The organism is Adlercreutzia sp. CNCM I-6207 (genome assembly GCF_977072305.1).
The window spans coordinates 77,011-95,916 of sequence record NZ_CDRVLZ010000001.1 but is presented as its reverse complement, the minus strand read 5'-3'; the positions used below and the strand labels follow the sequence as shown (position 1 = coordinate 95,916).

Sequence of the window (18,906 nt, the reverse complement as noted above, 5' to 3'; positions counted from 1 at the left end):
ATATAATTTTCCAGAAATATGAGTAACTCAAGTTTGGTGAATGGCTATAGTGATTTACGAAATTCTCGGAAGCGCTCAACGATGCGCCAGGCAATTTCGCAGTATATCAAGCCCATCAAACACAGTCAGCAGATGCAGATCCTTGAACAATGCAAGACAAAAGCATATAATTGTCTTACTATTAGTAAAGGAGGTCGGTCCTATGGCAACTGCTTCTGTAACGGTGAGAGTCGACGAAGATACCAAGCGCGCCGCAGCTAACATCGTGGAAGATTTCGGCTTCGATCTCTCATCAGTCACGCGCGCGTTCTACCGTCAGATCGTACGCGAGCAGCGCATTCCCCTCACGCTTGAATATCCAACGCCTAATCTCGAGTCTCGCGAGGCAATAAGGGAAACGAAAGAACTCATCGCATCGGGAGATCCGGGCTACGCCACCGTATCAGAAATGTTCGAGGCGATGGGAGCATAGCGGTGCTGAGAGCCAATTACACCCCGCGCTTCCAGAAAGACGTTAAGCGCCTTAAGAAGAAGCACGTAGCGCTAGATCCTCTGAAAGAAGTCGTGGAATTGGTGGTCGCCGATACCCCAGATAGCCGATCAGAACTTGTTCGCCGGCATAATATGCATCGGCTCAAAGGCGAGTGGTCGGGAAGCATGGAATGCCATGTCGCAAACGCTGGCGACTGGTTGCTTGTTTGGGCGCAGACCGACGATCAGGCGTACTTTCAGAGAACCGGTGGCCACGACGATCTGTTCAGTGGATAGGAAGTGCTTTAGGATTGTGCAATCCACCAGGCAATATTGTTTTTCTGAGCTTACTCAGACCCTGTTCTCGCATTTTTCTGAACCGGAATTAACCTCATGTTCACACTTTTCTGAACTTGGAACATTAGCGAGCTAGTGCTATGCTCACTCCCCCTCGCAAACCGGAAAAGCCTCATCGTAGTCGGGGTCGTCCTCGCGGCGCACGAATTCGTAGAGAAGGCGGCGCGTGGCGGGCAGCTCTTTCTTCTTCAGTTGGTGTTCCCACAGCACGAGCACCTTCCAGCCGGCCGCCTCTAGCGCCGCCAGGTTTTGCTCGTCGCGCTCGACGTTGCGGGCGAACTTAGCCTCCCAGTAATCGAGGTTCTTCTTGGGCACCGACAGGCTGCACACGGGACACCGATGCCAGAAGCAGCCGCGGATCTCGATGGCGAGCTTGCGCCCCACGAACGCCACGTCCGGACGCCCGGGCGCTTTCCTCCAATCGCAGCGGTAGCCGGGAAAGCCCATCTCGCGCAGCATGCGGCGCACGAGCACCTCCGGCTTCGTGTCGCGCCGCTTGTTGCCCTGCATCGATTTGTGAGTGGCCGCCGACACAACCCCGAAATCGTAGCGGTTCGTCTTCGATAAGCGCACGCGAGATTCAGCGCCCTCCTCGCCTTCTGCAGAGTCTTCGTCGGCAGCCGCCGCTAAGACTTGCTCCCTCGCCTCGATTGCGCGATCAGTCACGCCGTCGGGAGCATCGCCCGCATCGCCCTGCGCAATCGTCTCTTTCGTTTTCTCTGTTGGCTTTTTCATGGCCGTTATTATAGCGCCTGCGCCTTCCCGCTTGCGGAACCCTGAACACTCCAATTAAGAAAGCGTAAGGTGTGCGTCTTTTTGCAAATGCTGTCACGCGGCGCGCAACCCAAGCGCTACCATGGGAGCCCCCCATCGGCTCGCCAGTCGCAACTGGCGCATTCCAGCGGCAATCACACGTCGCCGGAGCCGGCCGCCCCAAAAGCGAACCGAGCCCCAAGCGACAACGCAGCAGCCGAAGGCAAGCCAAACGAAACACCGAACCCAGGAAGGAGGAGGCCCCATGACGAACGCGCCATTCGCGCTCGACCGTCGCGAGTTCATCGCGCTCGCCGGCGGATTGGCCGCCGTGCTCGTCGTCGGCGACGGTGCCTATTTCTCCTCCCGCAGGTCGGCCGCCCACGCCCAGCCTGTACCTTCCGAATCCGGTACCCTGACCCAACCCGAAACGCCGCTTAACGGCACGATCGCCTCACCCAACACAGAGACAGCAGCGGCCGCCACGACCTCTCCCGAGACCGAGTCAGCAGCCGCGACCAATACCGAAATGCCTCCGACGACGCTTGAAGACCTACCCTGGAACCTGCGCCTCGTGAACCGCGACCATCCCCTCGCCGCCGACTTCGCGCCTAGCAATCTGGCCGAGTTGCCCGACGCAAGCTGGGTGGAGCCCCACGTCAACCACCGAGTGGATGCCCGCATCGTCGAAGATCTCACAGCCATGCTCACGGCTGCCGAAGCCGCCGGCACACATCCCATCATCTGCTCCTCTTTCCGCACCTACGACTACCAGGAGAATCTCTTCGAAAACCGCATCGAGCGAGCCGAGCGCGAGGAGCATCTGGAAGGCACCGAAGCCGAGGAGGCCGCCGCATTCTGGGTTGCCCCACCGGGCGCCAGCGAGCACCAAACCGGTCTCGCCGTCGACATCGTGGACGCTGACTACCTGGAACTGGACGAAGGCCAGGAATCCACGGCCACCCAGCAGTGGCTCATGGCCCACTGCACCGAGTACGGCTTCATCCTGCGCTACCCCACGGACAAAAGCGCCACAACCGGCATCGGCTACGAGCCCTGGCACTACCGCTACGTCGGCAAAGAGGCCGCCTCCGACATAGCGGAAAGCGGTCTCTGCCTCGAAGAGTGGCTCGTCGAAACGTACCACGTCCAGGCCTGAAGCCGCTCCGCTCCTTTTCCGCAACTGCACCCTTCCGCAGCCGCCCTCTCCGAAACCTGCCCTCTCCGAAACCGCGAAACAAAAATGCCGAGCCGTCCCACAAGAAAGGCGGCCCTAAGGCCGCCTTTTGCAAGGAGTGGGTATCGCAAGAACTTACAGCATCCAGGGCTGAACAATCGTGATCGGCACCGCCGCGCTCACGATGAGCAGACGCAGCATGAAGCCGCCGACGAGCACGCCCGCATCCGACAGCGCGCTGATCATCTGGCCCGTGCGCGAGGTCTCGAACTCGTGCTTGGCCAGCCACAGCATCCAGCATTCCAGAATCGTCGGGAGCACCAGGCCCACGATGACGAACAGCAGCCAGAACGCGACGGCCCAATTGCCCGACACCAGCGACATCACGCTCTCCCAGCCGGCGGGGCTCGGGTTGAACGCCGTGATGAACAGCAGCGCAGCAACCAACACGAACTCGATGACGGGCAGCCAGAAGTGGAACTTCTTCATGACGACCACCTCGTTGAACTCATCGGGCGCATAGAACACGCCGACGAGCAGCACCGCGGCCATGCCGGTGGACACGGCGGACACCAGGAACAGAATCGGCAGAAGCGCGCTGTTCCACAGGGGGAATCCCTGGCACACGCCAAGCAGGCAGCCGGTGTAAATGGCGACGCACAGGCCCATGACGAGCCCCACGCAATCGAGCCACATCGGCACCTCGCGCTTCATCAAATCAAGCACCAGCACGATGAGCGCGACGACCACGAACACCGCCAGAAACACCACGCCCCAGGTCATTACCGATCCGAAGTTCGTAAGCAGAAGCGCGAAGCGCAGCGGATGAGCAAAGCCCGCGGCAGCGTCGAACATCAACAAGCACAGACCGATGATAACCACGATCGGCGCGATAAGGCGTCCGACGCGCATGAGGCGCTTGCAATCCGGATGGCGGTAGCGGACGAACACTGCCGTTGCGAACGCGCCGCCGCCCAAGCCGGCCAGGAAGAGGTACCACGCGATGATGGCGCCCCAGATGGGTTCGTAGATCATGTCAATCACCTCACGTAATAGATCTTGGCGCGGGTCAGATCGCCGGCGATGGGGGCCGCACCCGTGCGCGCGATTTCCTTGGAAATCTCGCTATCGGAATCGTCCAGATCCCCGAAGATGCGAGCACCGGTCAGGCAGGCATCGACGCACGAGCACATCTTCGTGCCGTTCTCATAGGAAGAAAGCGTGCAGAAGCGGCACTTGTCCACCTCGCCCGTCTTCGAATTGCGCGTGCGCACCTGATAGGGGCAGGCAGCCATGCAGTACAGACAACCGATGCACCGGCCGTGATCCACTTCGACGATGCCGTCGGAGCCCATGTGCGCGGCTCCGGTGGGGCACACGCTCGCGCACGGCGCGTCCTCGCAGTGCATGCACTGCAGCGGGATGTGTTCCACGGTCACGTTGGGGTACTTGCCCACTTCACGCTCTTCAAAGCGGATGAACGACTCATCGGGAAGCAGGTCGTTCTGGCGCTGGCAAGCCGTGCGGCAGGCATAGCAGCCGATGCACTTCTTGGTATTGATGAGCATTCCGTAGCGTGCCATCATTCACCTACTTTCTGCACGGAAACCAACGTCTCCTGCGTCATGGCCGAGCCATAGGCCGGTTCCATGTGGAAGGGAACGAAGTCCATGAAGTTCAAGCCAACCCCATAGGCCGTGCGCTGATCGGGAGACTTGCAGCCATAGTGCGAGGGCATGTAGATGGCCGTCGGGTTAATGCGCTCGGTCACCTTCACCTTGATGGGGCCCTCGGCCATCGTGTTCGACAGAATGACCTCGTCACCATCCGCGATGCCCAGACGCTCGGCCACCTCAGCGTTGATCCAGATGCGGTCGAGGCCGTAGGACTTCGTGATGTCCATCAAAGGCTCGCAGTTGGCGGTCTGCGTATGCGTGTGGATGGCCTGCTTGCCGCCGATGAGGCGGAACTCGCCGACGGTCTCGTTCGGCATCACCTGGGGCTCGACCCACACCGGGCACGCGGACAATCCAGCCGCCTCGCACGCCTCGCTCGTGAACTGAATCTTGCCCGTCGGGGTCTTCCACTCGGGAACCTTGCCGTAGGCATAGGCCTTCTCGGGGAACGAGATCGTGCCGACCTGGCGCAGCTCATCGAGGCTCGTGCCCACGCTGCGCAGCTGCGCGTCGGCCAGCTCGTCAACGGTGAACGGGAAGTACTGCCCCACGCCGCACGCCTCGGCCAGCTGCGTGAAAATCACGTCCACCGGACGCGTGTTGGGGTGAATCACCTCGAGCACCTGATCGCGCAGGGAAACAACCGGCACGCGTCCGCCCACGAACTCGGGCAGCTCGCGACGCTCCAGGTAGCTGCACTCGGGCAGCACGTAGTCGGCCAGCATCGCGGTTTCCGACATCTGCACGTCGACGACGACCATCAGATCGAGGTTCGCGAAGTCCTCTGCCAGCTGGGCGGGGTTGGAATAGCCGGCCGCCATGTTCGAGTTGTAGAAGAACAGGCCCTTGACCTTGCCCTCCTTCGCCATCTCGGCGACGTAGAGGTTGGTGCCCATGGAAGAGAGCGCCAGCGGGTACTCCTCGGCGCCCCACATCTTCGCCTCGACCTTCGGCACCTCGGGGAACTTCGCCGGATCGAGATCGCCCGCCTTCACGCTGGGGAGGAACAGCGCCCCGCCGGGCTGGTTCCAGCAGCCCAGAAGCGTGTTGAACAGGCAGAGCGCTCGCGCCGTCTCGCCCGAGTTCGCGTACGAGCACCCGAAGGCACCGCGCCAGCTCGGCTCGATGGAGGCCGCAGGGGCCGCCTCGGCGAACTCGAGCGCCAGCCGTTCGATATCGGCAGCGGGAATGCCCGTGATGCCCTCGGCCCATTCCGGCGTGTAGCCCGCAATGGCGCTCGCCCACTCGTCGAATCCGACACTGTTGGCCGCCACGTACTCGGCATCGTAGAGATCGCGATTAATAAGCACGTTGGACATGGCCAAGATGAGCGCCAGGTCGGTGCCAGGGTTGATGGGCACCCACTCGTCAGCGAAAGCGATGCTGTTGTTCAGGCGCGGATCCACCAGCACGATGTGCGCGCCGTTCTCGTGCGCCTGCTGCAGCGCGGCCACCGAGCTGGGCCGGATGGCGTCGGCATAGCTGCGGCCGATGAACATCGTCATCTTCGAGTTGGCCACATCCGATTCGAAGTTGGCCGCCCCGATGGCCTGCGTGAACCCGGACTCCTTGGAGAGGTTGCAGGCGGCGCCGTGCGTGTACACGTTGGGGCTGCCGAGCGCGTTCATGAAGCGCTTCGTGTAGTACTTGCCCGACGGGCGCGGATCCTGCACCATGGCAAGCGCCTCGGGGCCGTACTGCGCGATGATATCGTTCACCTTCTGGCCGATCTCGCTGAGCGCCTGATCCCATCCTATTACTTCGAATTCGCCGTTTTCGTTCTTCTTCATCGGGTCGGTGAGTCGATCGGGCGAATAGGCGATCTGGGAATAGCCGTACCCGCGCGCGCACAACTTGCCCTGCGCGTTCGGATGGGCCTCATCCCCAATGAGCTTCGTGAGCTCGCCGTCTACGACGTAGGCGTAATAACCGCACTTGCTCGAGCAGGAATTGCACAGCGAGTGCACCACTTCGGTTCGCTTATCCGTCTCGGCATCAGCATCGGCTTCGCCGCGAACCGACAAGCTCACAAGGCCCGCGCCGGCGGCCACGGCAGCCACCCCGGCGCTTCCAACTAAAAAGCTGCGCCGTGTTAAAGCGTGTCCTGACATAATGGTCCTTCTCTCTATCGTTTAAGCCTCGACGATGGTGACCGTGGAAACCACGCCCTCGTCGATGGCCTTCTGGGCAATATCCTCCCAATCGATGAACTTGATGGCGCCGTTGGGGCACTGCTCGGCACAGCGACCGCAGGAGATGCACTTGGTCGACGTGCCGGTCTGGGCGTTGATGTGGGGCATGTTCCAAGGGCAGGCGGCAGAGCACATGCCACAGCCGATGCACACGTCCTCGTCGACAACGCGAGCGCCGGTCTCCTCATCGGAGTGGATGGCATGGACGGGGCAGTACTTGGCGCACTGCGGATCGACGCACTGCTTGCAGGAGGCGACCGTGAACTGGCAGTTGCCGAAGATGCCGTCGTTGGTATCGACGCCGGAACCGAAATTGTAGTTGTCCCACACGCGCACGCGGGCGATGGACTGCTGGGTCGCGCCGTCGTTCTTCAGGGTGCACATCATCTCGCAGCGCTGGCAGCCGGAGCAGCGAGCGCGGTCGGTGACGATCATTTTCGTAGGAGTGGTGCGCAGCTCGATGCGGCCCGAGGCAATGGAGGCGGTGGTCACGCCCCAGGAGGCGAGCACGCCGCCGACCACCAGGCCGGCAACGCCGCAACCGGTCATGGCGAGCACGGTGCGACGGGTAAAGAAGGGCTGCTTCTTCTCGGAGGCCGGCGCAGAGCCGGGCTCGGTAGCGGACACCGGGGCCGCGGGCGGCTGCTCGGTGGCCACGGTTTCATTTTTCTGGGTGTCAGACATTTGAACTCCCCCTTGTAACTTCATGCTTGTCTCAGAGAGAACTCAAGATCGCGACGCCACGCAACAGAGGGCATCATAGTCATGAATGAAGAAGCTGTGTACCCTCTTTGAGGGGGATTACCGAACGTTTGATTTCTCCTCACCCGACCGTAGAGGAGCCGTCATGTTTCCGTTGAAAAAGATCCCCTCATTGAGGGGAGGGGGACAAAATTGCCCTCCCTTATACTCGTACGCGACGATTACTCCAGATCGACGACCTAGTACCACGCAACATGAGTACACGAAGAGATTTGGAGCTTCATCATGGCTGATTCAAAATTGGATCCCAACAAGTCCTATGGCTGGACCGGTAAGATCCTCCGCGTCAACCTGACCGACAAAACCGTTTCTGTCTCGCCCACCGACCCTTATAAAGAGTATTTGGGCGGCATGGGAATAGCCAACAAGATCATGTACGACGAAGTGCCCGCCGGCACCGATCCGCTCTCCCCAGAGAACAAGATCGTGTTCGCCGTCGGCCCTCTGACCGCCACCGGTGTCCCCCTGGCGGGCCGCACCACCATCGCCTCTCTTTCCACCTATACCACCGATCATCAAGTTGTTGACGCCCACACCGGCGGCATGATCGGTGCGGCCATCAAGAAGGCCGGCTGGGATGCCATCGTCATCGAGGGCGCTTCCGACGAACCGGTTTACCTGAAGATCGACGATGACGACATTGAGATCAAGCCCGCCGATCAAGTGTGGGGCCAGGGCACCCGCGCCACCACCGAGGCGCTCTCGCGCAAGGAGGGCACCGACTTCTGCGTGGCCACCATCGGCCCTGCCGGCGAGAACCTGCTGCCCTATGCCTGCATCATCAATTCCCGCAACCATTCCGCCGGCGCTGGAGCCGCCGCCGTCATGGGCTCGAAGAAATTGAAGGCGCTCGTCGTGCGCGGTAGCCAGCCCATCTACGTGGCCGACCCGCAAGAGGTGGCCGACCTGTCCGACTACATGCTGCGCGAGATCGTCGGCTCCAACAACAACCACGTCGTACCTTCCACCCAGCAGGAGTGGGCCGAGTATTTCGACAAGGGCAGCCGCTGGACGGCCCAGAAGGGACTGACCTGGGCGCTGGCCGAAGGCGGCCCCATCGACACCGGCGAGCCGAAGCCCGGCGAGATCAACACCGTGGGCTACCGCTGCATGAAAGCCTTCAAAGACGAAGGCCCAGAAGCCGAGAAGTACACCATCAAGATGGACGGCTGCCACAGTTGCCCCATCCATTGCTACTCCGACTTGCGTGTGCCGGCCTCGGCGGCCAACGGCGGCTACGAGATCACGGGCAACACCTGCGTGCCGAACTTCCCGTTCACCAACTACATGATCAAGATTTTAGGCGACAACACTTCCGTTGAAGCCGGCAGTGAAGACGCCCTCATCTGGGATCAGGTATTCGGCTCCACCATGGACGATTTGGGCCTGTGGTGCAACTACGGGCAGATCTACCGCGACATCGCCCACTGCTATGCTACGGGCCTGCTCCAGAAGGTGCTGCCCCCCGAGGAGTACGCGGAAATCAATTGGGAGGGCTTCAAGAATAACGACCCCTCCATGGTGCCGCCCCTTCTGGCGAAGATCGCCGCCAACGACTCGGAGATCGCCTACATCGGCCACGGCCCCATCGTCTGGACCGAGCGTTGGAACGATCCAGACTGGTGGAACACCCCCGCTTCCACGCTCATCAACGTGCGCGGCTGGCCGGTGCACCATGCCCATGAGTGCTTCGGACAGGTGGGCCTGCTCTATAACATGGTCTTCAACCGCGACGACATGATCCACTCTGCCGTGAACTTCCAGGGCTGCGGCTTGCCCTTCGAGCTTAAGCAGCAGATCGCGGCCGAAGTGTGGGGCGACGCGAGCGCCATCGATCCGGACAAGAACTACACCCCCATGAATGAGTATAAAGCGAACTTCGCCTGGTGGTCCATCGTCACCGACGTGCTGCACGACTCGCTCACGCTGTGCAACTGGGTATGGCCCATGACGATGAGCCCCACGAAGGCTCGCGACTATCGCGGCGACCTGGATCTGGAGGCCAAATTCATGAAGGCCGTCACCGGCGAAGACGTGACGACGGAAGACCTGTACAAGATGGGTGCGAAAATCACCACGCTGCAGAGAGCCAACACCGCGCGCGGCATGGTGGGTGCCAACGGGCAAATGGGTACCAATGACTTCCGCAACGTGCACGACGTCGTTACCGAGTGGCCCTTCACCATGGATCCGGACATCGAGGTGTTCACCGAGGGCACCAACAAGATGGACAAAGAGGATTTCCAAACGGCCCTCACCATGATGTACGAATGCTTTGGCTGGGATCCCGAGCTGGGCTGCCCGACGGCCGAGTGCCTGGACTACTACGACATGCCCGACGTGAAGGAAGACCTCGCCGCCCTCGGCCTGCTTCCCGACGCCTAGGGAGATGCGCAGAGCGAAACCAATCTGCGCTGAAGGCTGATCCGTAGGGGGCGACCTCGGTCGCCCCTCCCAAGCGGCATCACCTCACCTGATAGCCGACCCCTTCTAACGCGAGCTCCGAAGGAGCTCCCCCTTCGTGAAAGGAGCCCCCGCAAACCGGTTGCGGGGGCTCCTTTTTTGCACGCACCCGTAGCACGAGGCGTGTTTTTGCCATCAGAGAAGAGCGCCTACGACATTTTTGCCTCTCGGGCTGCGGGTCGTCTTCGCCCGAACAACAAGCCCGATGCCCTGAACAGGTATTTCTTGTTCTTTTGGAAAGTTAGTCGCCTAAAACACCGCAGCCCGACCCACAAAAATGTCCAACTCATCTGAAAAGCGCGACAAAAATACGGGTCGAGCTACGGTTTCGACAGCGCAGCTCACAGACTGAACCGCCGAGGCTTGGGCAGGCAAGTCTTACACGTTGCGAATGCGCTCGACGGCGTCCCACTCGGCGAGGGCCTGGGCGCGGCGAGGAGTCAAATACGTCGTGGAATAGAAGTAGACGTCGCCGTTGGAAGCCTCCACGCGCTCGATGTCGTCGGCGCGACCCTGCGCGCGGGCCTCAGCGAAGGCCGCCTCCACCGCTTCGGCCTTCATGCGAAACGGGTCGTTGGCCAAGCTCTCCCGCGCCATGGGGCGGGGGTAGACCGACGACTCCTCGCGCACGCATTCGATGAAGGTGGCCACGGGGTCGTCCTCAGCGGCGAGGAACGCCCAGCGGGCGTAGGCGTCGGTCATGGCCGAATCGTCGTAGAGGTAGTAGCTCTCGGCACCCATGAGCAGGCGGATGTGCGCGAACTCGGGATGCGGGTCTTCCTCGGGAATCTGGTTGGAAGTCTCCTGGGGCGGGGCTGGCGGGTACCCTGATTCGCTCAAACAGTCCTCGCTCTGCGAAACAGCCCACTGGGCTGTTTCGTTCGCTGCGGAACTCGCTCGGTCAGGGCACCCGCCAGCCCCTCGGACGTCTTCTTCTGTCGCGGAGCTCGCCCGATCGACGCACTCAGCCTCTCCGCTCGGCTTCGCCTTCGCCGATCGCTCCGTCCCAACCTCTGCCGCATCCGCTGAGACGGCTTTGCGTTTGAAGGGGGATGCGCCCACGGGGCGGCCGTTGGAGGAGGAGAAGGCGGACTTCACGTGCTTGTTGGCGGCGCGGCGAGGTGCGCCTCCGGCATCGGGGCCCTCCACGTCGCCCGCATCGCGCGAGCCGTTGGGATCGCCGAATTCCATAAGCGCATCGTAGACGGCCATTTCCAAGTCTTCGGGCATCATCGACGGGGGCACCAGACCGGCAGCCTCCCATTCGCAGGGACACGATAGGAGGCTTTCCCGCGAGGCCGCGCGCACCACGTCAAGCACTGCCAGAATGGCCTCCCGACGCGCCTGCTCGGGGTCGAGGGCGTCATCTGCGACCTCACCATCGGCCGCTGCACCCGCAGTGGCCAGAGCCTCGCCATGGGGCAGCGCGTCGGCGATGTCCTCGCCGGCCGCCTGGGCGCGGGCCAACTCAATCACCGCAGCGCGGATCTCGTCTTCCTCGCGCACGGCTACTCACCGTCCATGGCCGCCACAAACAGGTCGGTGCGCGTATCGCGCAGCGAGCAGTGCTCGCACATCAGGCAGGCGACACTGTAGGAGTCGCAGGGCACCACCGCATCAAGCTCGGCCAGACCGGCCCCCTCCCGTGCGAGGAAGTCGCCGATGAGCGCTCGCACCGCCTCCACGGAGAACGTCAGTGTGTTCGCCTTTCCAGCGGGAACGCCGCCCACGGCCTCCCGCACATCCTCGATCGTGAGAGCCAGCGCCTCGTCGAAGGTGCGCCCCTCGATCATCGAGCAGGTGGCGCTCGCACACCCCGTCATCGCCAGGCATCCGCGCGTCTTGAAGCCGGCGGCCTCGATGACGCGCGTCTCGGGATTGATGCGTCCGAACAAGCGGAACGCCACCTCGCCGCGCTTCGACTTACCGACCATCGCCTGGGCGTTCATCCCCTCGGGGCGACCGCCGTTGTGGTAGTCGGCCACAATGGCCAGAAGCTTGTCCGAGTATCCGGCCACTTCGTCGTCCACTTCGGTTTGGTACACATCGGCCGTGCGCAGCAGCACTTTCTGCTTCGGCTCGTGGTATATGTCGCGACCCTCGCTCATGGGCTCCTCCTCTTCTTCGATTGTCCACCTGCAAGATTACCAGAACCTCCGCTGCGCCCCTCCCCTTTTTCAGGCGATGTCAGATTGCGGAAACGTAACGGCTCCCTCGGCAGATTCGCCGCAGCCAAGATTCCCCGCGCACAAGTCGGAAAAAGAGCTATGATGGGGAATCGCGGGAAAGCCATGATGGAACATGCATCGGGCGAAAGGGGGATTCATGAGCGTTGTCGTGAGCGGACTTCTAAGCCGCGCGAAGGCCTTTTGGCCCATGCTCGCAGGCATCATCTGCGCACGCACGGCTCTCATCGTGGCGTGCTACGGCAGCTACGCCTCCACTGACGACGGCATCTTCACCGACGGCTCCATGTTTGTCACCTGCGCGCTCTTCATCGTAGCGTTGCTCATCTTCTCGCGGTCTCGCCGCGAGCTCGGTGCTACCGCCGTGCAGTGGATCATGGTGGGAAGCATCATCGTCGCCGCCGGAGCCTCCATGGCGCTCTCCCTGCTCGACAGCACCGACCAAACTCTTGCGGCCACGGCTTTCGCCCTCAGCATTGCCAGCACCCTGGCCCTGTCGCTGTGCATGTTCTACTGGCTGCGCTGCCTGCGCGGCACCGACGAAGTGACGGCCGCCCTGTTCGTGTTCTCGGCCTTCTTTATCAGCGTCGGCATCGTTTACCTGCTCTCATTTCTGCCCACCCGGGCGCAGAACATCATCGGCATGGCGCTCATCGTGGCTCAGTTCGCCTTCCTCGGCCCGGCCGGCCTGCGCGCCGAGCACCCCACGGAGCGGCCGCACCGCCGGGCCCGTACCTTCTTCACCTTCGCCCGCAGCAACATCCAGGACTCCCGATTCCTCGCCGCCTGCGCCGTCGGCATGGCGCTTCTGGGATTCGTCGACGGCTTTCTCCGTGGCTACCCCGACGGGCTGCCCATCTCCTTCACCTGGGGCTCGCGACTGGCCTACGCCCTGTGCTCCATGCTGATATGCGCCCTGCTCATGTTCCTCGTCGTGCGCCGCCGCGAGCGCGTCATGACCGTGGACGCGTTTATCACCATGGCACTTCTGGCCTCTCTCAGCCTCGTTCTGTTCGGTGCTTTCCCTTATCGCTGGGAAATCGGAGCCGTGGCCGTCAACACGTTGAACATCGTCATTTGCGCCTACTGCTGGTACGTCATCATCGCCTTCACCAGCTTCGGAACCCGCGACCCCTACGTATACGCCATGGGCGGCTGGGTGATCTGTTTCGGCTCGCGTTCCCTCGCCCGCATGCTGCTGTACTTCACTTACCCGTTGGCCGGCAACGATTTGCTCATCAACTCGCTGCTTGGGGCTCTTGTCCTCATTTCCACCCAAGTGGTTCTCGTGCAGTTCATGCACGCCGAGCGCGGCGAGTCGTCCGCAGAGAACGATCGTCTGGAAGCCGAGAACGAGCGGGTCACGCGCCAAGCCGAAGCCGATGCGGCCGAGTCGGCAGCGGCGCTGGCCAAAGCTGAGCAAACGCTGCAGAGCGTCGTGTTCAACGCCGCGAAGCGCGAGGCTTCCGCCCAGCAAACAGCCTCCGAGGCTCTGAAGGCTGCCGAGGCACGCCAGTGCATCCGCTGCAACGAGGAATGCGCCGCTATCCGGGAGCAGCTTCTCCAGATCGACCCCTCCTCGATCTCTCTCGCCTCCGCCCCTTCGTCTTCCCCCTCGGCGACGATGCCATCGCCTCTCGCCTCTTCAGCCTCGGCCGCCTTGGAGCCATCCCCTATCCCTTCCCCGTTCTCCATGGGCGAGCTGTCCGACTCCATGCGCCGCAACGTTGAGCGCATGGGCGAGCACTTCCTGCTCACCAGCCGCGAGATGGATGTGCTCACCCTTTACGCGCTGGGTCACACACAGAAGAAGGTGGCCGAAGAGCTGTTCATCACCCCCGCCACCGCCCACAGCCACATCAAGCGCATCTACAGCAAGTGCGGCATGCACTCGCGCCAGGAAATCCTCGAGTACCTCAATTCTTACGGAAACTGAGGCCGAACGTTGGAAGAGAAACGACCCCAAGCCCCGAATCGTACCGGCGAGCCGATCGCGCCGCAACGCTCGAGCGCCCCACAGGAAGCCGCTCTCTACCTGCGCTGGCTCGGCATTCTCTGCGCCATCATGGCCGCCTTCTGCCTCGGCGTCTTCGCCATCGGCTACAAAGACCCCAGCGTAGGCCGCGTGGCGACCCTCGCCGGTCTCATCGTCGCCAGCGCCGGCTTCTTCTGGCTCGCCCACCGCAAATCGGGCAAGTAGTTTTACCTCGAGAGATGGCGAAAGGCGTCTAGAGCGTCGCTCCCACTTCCCTGAGCACCTTTAGAATGCGCTGGAAATGATGTCAGCAGAAAACGCACCTCCGAAACAGCTGCCCAGCGCGCTGGCGTGAACTGCGTTAGCGAAGTGAAACTCGATTAAACCTCGTAGCTCTCCTTCAGGGCTTTGAATGCGGGCATCGAGCGTTCGATGGTGTCGCGGGCGATGCAGTAGGACAGCCGCACCCAGCCGCCGACGCCGAAGCTGTCCGAGGGAACGATGAGCAGCTCGTACTCCTTCGCGCGATCCGAGAACGCCTGGGCGTCCTCTTCCAGGGCGCGCACCCACAGGTAGAAGGCGCCGTCCGGCTCCACGTACTCGTAGCCGAGCGCGGAGAGTCCCTCGGTCAGGGCCGTACGGTTCTCCGCGTAGGCGGCCACGTCCGACGGCTCCCCCACGCAGCGGGCCGCCACGCGCTGCAGCAGCACCGGCGCGCACACGTAGCCGAGCGCCCGTCCCGCGCCCGCCACGGCCACCGCCACCGCATCGCCGTCGTCGGCGCTATCCGAAACGTATACCCATCCGATGCGTTCGCCGGGCAGCGAGAGCGCCTTGGAGTAGGAGTAGCACACGATAGTGCGGGCATAAAGCGACGGCACCCAGGGCACTTCGATGCCGTAGGTGATCTCGCGGTAGGGCTCGTCGCTGATGAGGTACAGCGGACGTCCCAGCGCTTCCTCACGCTCGCGCAGCATGACCGCCAGGGCCTCAAGGCTCTCGCGGGTGTACACGGCGCCCACCGGGTTGTTCGGCGTGTTGATAATCACGGCACTCGTCTTCGGCCCGATGGCCGCGCGCAGCGCCTCGATGTCGGGCTGGAAGCTCGGAACCGCCGCCGGCACTTCCACGATGGTACAGCCGGCCGCCTCGATCCAGGTGCGGTACTCGGGGAAGTACGGCGACACCACGACCACCTCGTCGCCAGGTTGGGTCACAGCGGCAATGGATGAAGCCAAGGCCGCCGCGGCACCGGCCGTCAGGTAAAGATGGCCCGGCGTCGCCGTCGTGTCGTAGCGATTGGACAGATACGCCGCGATGGCCTCCTTCACCTCGGGCAGACCCGCCGCGGGCGAATAGGCGTGAAGGGTCACCGGATCCATGTCCAGAAGCTCCAGCATGGTTTCGCGCACCAAATCGGGCGCCGGCACCGAAGGGTTGCCGATCGAGAAATCGAACACGTTCTCGGCGCCGATCTCGGCCTTGCGCGCCATCCCGTAGGCAAACAGCTCGCGGATGGCACTCGGCTCATCGCCCAGCCCGTACATCTTCTCGTTGATCATGGCAGTCCTTTCGCACACTCTCGCCAGCCGCCGCGCGCGGGGACTGGCCCTCATTGGCCCTAAGCCCAGTCGGATTCTCAGTTCCCCCTCAGGATACTACAACGGCGCCCTCCCCCAGGCTCGCTTCCGCCGAGCCGACCACAGCGGCCCCCAGCTGGACGATCTTCTCCTGCAAGCCAGGATGAGCGCGGAACGCGAAGGCGCGTCCTTCCTGTTCTCGCACCAAATACCCCTCGCGCTCCAGCCCCAGAAAATCGGCCCGGGCGGTGCCGTAGGCGATGCGGAAGCTGCGCTGATGCGGCGCGATGCGCAAAAGAGCCCCGGGTTCGCGGCACAGCGCCACCAGGATGGATTTCTGGCGCGCATTGATATGGGACTCGAAGATGCGCTCGATCTGCTCGTTGAGCTGCTCGAGATAGGTGATGGAAACCGCCAGCCGCTCCAGCTCGCGCAGGTACAGACACACATTCAACTCGAAATAGGGCGTGAAATCGAAGCCGAAACCGTAGTCGGTCGACCACGACTCGAACACCGCCTCGTAGCGGGCCGCATCCACCGGCGCCTCCGCCAAGGTCGGATCGAAGCCCTCCGGTATCCAGCTGAGCACGGGAAAACCCCACTTCAACGCCAGGATATTCCGCAAAAGCAGTCCCACGAGCACGTTCAGGCGCGGCAGCACGTTGAAGTAGCGGAAGAACCAGCTGATGTTGAGCAGCCGCAATACGGGACCGAAACGCATGTCGTCCCCTGCGGCACAGGCCCGCTGGCACACCAGATCCATCAGCACCTGGGACTCCGGGGGCGCCAAGCGCGGATCCAACGGCGCGAGCACCCGCTCGGGCAGCTCGGACAAATCCACCCCCTCGGAAAGCTCGTAGTACAGCGTCTCGATGAGCCCGTGGGTCACCGCGCGCCGCGCCAAGCTGTCGCAATCGCTCGAAAGACGAAAGTAGTTGGCCACCAACTGATCGAGAGACGTCAGCGGGGGCGCCCCCGCGAACAGCTCGTGCACCCGCTCCTCGTCCACCGCGATGCCCTCGTCCGCCAGGCCGCGCACCAGCGTGCGCTCGATGAAGCGCGTCACGAACGGCGACCCTTGCATGTCCTTGAGCGATCGCGCCAGCGAGGAGTCCTCCTTCGAGCGCACCTCCAGCATCTCGGTGTTGAACGACAGCGAACTGGTCGTGACCATCCACATGTCGGCCGTGCGCTCCGGATCCTCAGGGATGAACACGGCGGCCTGCTTGCGCACGGCGAGCAGGATGCGCCAGATATCCTCCTTCGAGTAGCCCTCGGGAAGATCGTAGTCGTCCAAGTCGTCGAAGAGCAGAATGCCCACGTCCACCGCCGTGCGCAGCTCGTGGAAAATGGGCAGGCTCATAAAGGCCACCAGCTCATCCACGGAGAGTCGCTTCGGCATCGCCTCCGTCTTTCCCCGCATCGCAGACTTTCCCGCCATCGCGCCGCCTTTCCTTGAGCTTGCCCTCTCGCTCCCATTCTATCAGCTTCGGAATCTCCTATTATCAGAAGTTGATCTTAAAGATAGTTATAATTGAGAATGTTATTATTATTTTGTACCAAAGTTATTATCAGAAATTTAGATATTGATAATTGAAGAGCGGGCCTTTATAGTGAGGTCAGCGAATACGCGAGCGACCAGAGGAGGCCCATTATGGGAGACTGGCCCATCATCATCCGCTAATTCCAGGGCGCAAACCGCCCGAATTCCCTGCGGCTGCCCTCCGCAGGACTCTCTGAGGTGAGAACCCCGCTGCGAAAGCCCTTGAAACGCAGCGGGGTTTCTTGCGTCTTGACACTTGTCAGAGCTTAAAGCCCTCGACAACGTCTATAAGCTCCTGTTGAGAATGAACCCCCAACTTCACGTAGATATTCTTGGTGTGAAAGCGAGCCGTGTTCAGCGATATGACGAGCTTCTCACGAATGACACCCACCGTGCGCCCCTGGGCCAAAAGCGCAAACACCTCTCCCTCCCTCGGCGTGAGTCCATACTCGGCGCCCACCGCTGCGCACTTCTCCTCGATCGAGGCCACCCCAGCAAACATCCCGGACGACATCTCCCTACCAGGTCGTGTCGCTTCCGCACCTTCGCCGCAAGTTCCATCGCGGCGCCCACGCACCTCCATCACGGCCGGAGGTCGCAGAGGCTCCGGCGACCGGATGGCCCCGATAGCCTCGACGAAGCTCACATTCTTCAAAACGATGAAGCAGAACGCCACGAACACCATAGCGCTCGCGAAGCTCGTCCACACGAGCGCCTCCTCGGTCCAGCCGAGCAGCGTCATGGCGCTGTTGCCAAGCACAGCACCGACGCCCACCCCCGACCAGTACAACGCCAGCATGAGCGCCGCCGTGGGCAGCGCCGTCACGCGGTTGCGCCCGGCGATGCTCCCCACGAGCAGGACGAGCAGCAGGTTGAAACAGGAGGCCCCTGCGTCAATGAGCGTGTTCGAAGCCGAGGCGACACCCCCCGACACCACCCGATCGCTCGGCTGCAGAAACATGCCGGCGATGATGAGCAAAGCGCACAGGGCAAACAGGCCGTCGGCGTTGGGCATACGCCCCCGCGCCAGGTACATCACGAGAATCACCGCGAGCGGTATGAAGGCCACCGGCAGGGCCGGCGCGTCGTTGAAGGGGCCGGGCAGTGCTATCACGAGACCTTGGGCGATGCTGAACACGAAGATGGTCACGAACAGCAAATGGCCCGTCGGCAGAAACGACTGGGGATTCGCCACGGCCATCTCGGCCTGCGGCTCAGAACGCGCGGCCTCCTGCAGCGGACGGGCGACAAGCGGCCGCACGCAGAGGAAGAGCACCACGAAGCAGCCGGCGTTGGCCGCCACGGCGGCCGTCGGCCCAAGCGCGCTCGCCCAGGGCTGCAGCAGGTAGGCGCACAGGCACGCCGTCATGGCCACCACGGGCCGCCGCGCCGCCTCCAGCTGCGCGAAGGCCACATAGGCCAGCACGAACAGCCACGCCTCGGCAAGGGAATCCAGCAACGAGCCGACCAGCAGTAGACCGGGGCTCGCCCAGGCGAAGCCGCAGCTGTCCAGCACAAGATAGCCCGTCACCGACACCAGGGCGATGCCGTTGAACAAGCGCGGATGCAGACATCCGGGGCGATGGCGCGCCACGACCACGAGGGCCGCGAGCACCACGACCCCGAACAGGGTCGCCCATTCGCGCACCCACGGATCAATGGACACCAAGCCCGGGTAAATGCTGCCATTGGTAGCCAGGAAGCTGAACAGGGCACAGGCGATGGCCGCGGCCACCCGCACTGAAGCCGCCATTCGGGCGCTCTCGCCCGA

General features: G+C 62.5%; 15 protein-coding genes and 1 pseudogene. 6 read left to right on the top strand and 10 right to left on the bottom strand.

Annotated elements, in window-relative coordinates; genetic code table 11:
- Positions 1-202 precede the first annotated feature (202 nt).
- Positions 203-472 (top strand): type II toxin-antitoxin system RelB/DinJ family antitoxin, encoded by a 270-nt coding sequence (locus tag ACW4QM_RS00395; RefSeq protein WP_114548668.1) that lies wholly within the window; start codon positions 203-205, stop codon positions 470-472.
- Between the two features lie 2 nt (positions 473-474).
- Entirely contained in the window at positions 475-768 is a 294-nt protein-coding gene (locus ACW4QM_RS00390; protein ID WP_114548667.1) for a type II toxin-antitoxin system RelE/ParE family toxin, read from the top strand.
- A gap of 144 nt (positions 769-912) precedes the next feature.
- On the opposite strand, the gene ACW4QM_RS00385 is transcribed toward ACW4QM_RS00390, so the two are convergent.
- Positions 913-1,494, bottom strand: coding sequence for a very short patch repair endonuclease (locus ACW4QM_RS00385; RefSeq protein ID WP_237974669.1), 582 nt, complete (start codon positions 1,492-1,494; stop codon positions 913-915).
- 190 nt (positions 1,495-1,684) lie between these two features.
- On the opposite strand from ACW4QM_RS00385, the pseudogene ACW4QM_RS00380 reads away from it, so the two are divergent.
- Positions 1,685-2,663, top strand: a pseudogene (locus ACW4QM_RS00380) (M15 family metallopeptidase); the annotation flags it as partial.
- A 230-nt stretch (positions 2,664-2,893) separates the two neighbouring features.
- Here the strand turns inward: ACW4QM_RS00380 and nrfD are convergent.
- Genes nrfD through ACW4QM_RS00360 form a run of 4 tightly spaced genes read right to left on the bottom strand, consistent with a single transcriptional unit; the run spans position 2,894 to position 7,310 of the window.
- Positions 2,894-3,793, bottom strand: a complete 900-nt coding sequence (gene nrfD / locus ACW4QM_RS00375; RefSeq protein ID WP_451918305.1) for an NrfD/PsrC family molybdoenzyme membrane anchor subunit — start codon at positions 3,791-3,793, stop codon at positions 2,894-2,896.
- Between the two features lie 5 nt (positions 3,794-3,798).
- A complete protein-coding gene (locus ACW4QM_RS00370) occupies positions 3,799-4,341 on the bottom strand; it encodes a 4Fe-4S dicluster domain-containing protein (RefSeq protein ID WP_041714836.1) in 543 nt (180 codons plus the stop codon).
- Entirely contained in the window at positions 4,341-6,545 is a 2,205-nt protein-coding gene (locus tag ACW4QM_RS00365) for a molybdopterin-containing oxidoreductase family protein (RefSeq protein ID WP_114548664.1), read from the bottom strand. Before ACW4QM_RS00365 ends, ACW4QM_RS00370 begins: the two co-directional genes overlap by 1 nt.
- Before the next feature lie 21 nt (positions 6,546-6,566).
- Positions 6,567-7,310 (bottom strand): 4Fe-4S binding protein, encoded by a 744-nt coding sequence (locus ACW4QM_RS00360; protein ID WP_114548663.1) that lies wholly within the window; start codon positions 7,308-7,310, stop codon positions 6,567-6,569.
- A 303-nt stretch (positions 7,311-7,613) separates the two neighbouring features.
- Here ACW4QM_RS00360 and ACW4QM_RS00355 point away from each other — a divergent pair, with 303 nt between their 5' ends.
- Entirely contained in the window at positions 7,614-9,773 is a 2,160-nt protein-coding gene (locus ACW4QM_RS00355) for an aldehyde ferredoxin oxidoreductase (RefSeq protein WP_022739251.1), read from the top strand.
- A gap of 456 nt (positions 9,774-10,229) precedes the next feature.
- Here the strand turns inward: ACW4QM_RS00355 and ACW4QM_RS00350 are convergent, their stop codons facing one another.
- Together ACW4QM_RS00350 and ACW4QM_RS00345 are read right to left on the bottom strand one after the other, a co-directional pair.
- Entirely contained in the window at positions 10,230-11,357 is a 1,128-nt protein-coding gene (locus ACW4QM_RS00350) for a hypothetical protein (protein WP_256156614.1), read from the bottom strand.
- Between the two features lie 2 nt (positions 11,358-11,359).
- The gene (locus ACW4QM_RS00345) at positions 11,360-11,959 is read right to left on the bottom strand and encodes an iron-sulfur cluster assembly scaffold protein (protein WP_114548661.1); all 600 of its coding nucleotides are present in this window, start codon (positions 11,957-11,959) and stop codon (positions 11,360-11,362) included.
- 217 nt (positions 11,960-12,176) lie between these two features.
- Here ACW4QM_RS00345 and ACW4QM_RS00340 point away from each other — a divergent pair, with 217 nt between their 5' ends.
- Both ACW4QM_RS00340 and ACW4QM_RS00335 read left to right on the top strand, forming a co-directional pair.
- Positions 12,177-13,973: a LuxR C-terminal-related transcriptional regulator gene (locus ACW4QM_RS00340; RefSeq protein WP_302223462.1), complete on the top strand. Its 1,797-nt coding sequence runs from the start codon at positions 12,177-12,179 to the stop codon at positions 13,971-13,973.
- A 9-nt stretch (positions 13,974-13,982) separates the two neighbouring features.
- The gene (locus tag ACW4QM_RS00335; protein ID WP_302223464.1) at positions 13,983-14,237 is read left to right on the top strand and encodes a hypothetical protein; all 255 of its coding nucleotides are present in this window, start codon (positions 13,983-13,985) and stop codon (positions 14,235-14,237) included.
- 155 nt (positions 14,238-14,392) lie between these two features.
- Here the strand turns inward: ACW4QM_RS00335 and ACW4QM_RS00330 are convergent, their stop codons facing one another.
- From ACW4QM_RS00330 to ACW4QM_RS00320, 3 genes are all read right to left on the bottom strand, one after another.
- Positions 14,393-15,574: a pyridoxal phosphate-dependent aminotransferase gene (locus ACW4QM_RS00330; protein ID WP_302223465.1), complete on the bottom strand. Its 1,182-nt coding sequence runs from the start codon at positions 15,572-15,574 to the stop codon at positions 14,393-14,395.
- Positions 15,575-15,662: 88 nt separating this feature from the next.
- Positions 15,663-17,033 (bottom strand): hypothetical protein, encoded by a 1,371-nt coding sequence (locus ACW4QM_RS00325; protein WP_288219973.1) that lies wholly within the window; start codon positions 17,031-17,033, stop codon positions 15,663-15,665.
- A gap of 361 nt (positions 17,034-17,394) precedes the next feature.
- Entirely contained in the window at positions 17,395-18,888 is a 1,494-nt protein-coding gene (locus ACW4QM_RS00320) for a helix-turn-helix transcriptional regulator (RefSeq protein WP_302223467.1), read from the bottom strand.
- Positions 18,889-18,906: the final 18 nt, after the last annotated feature.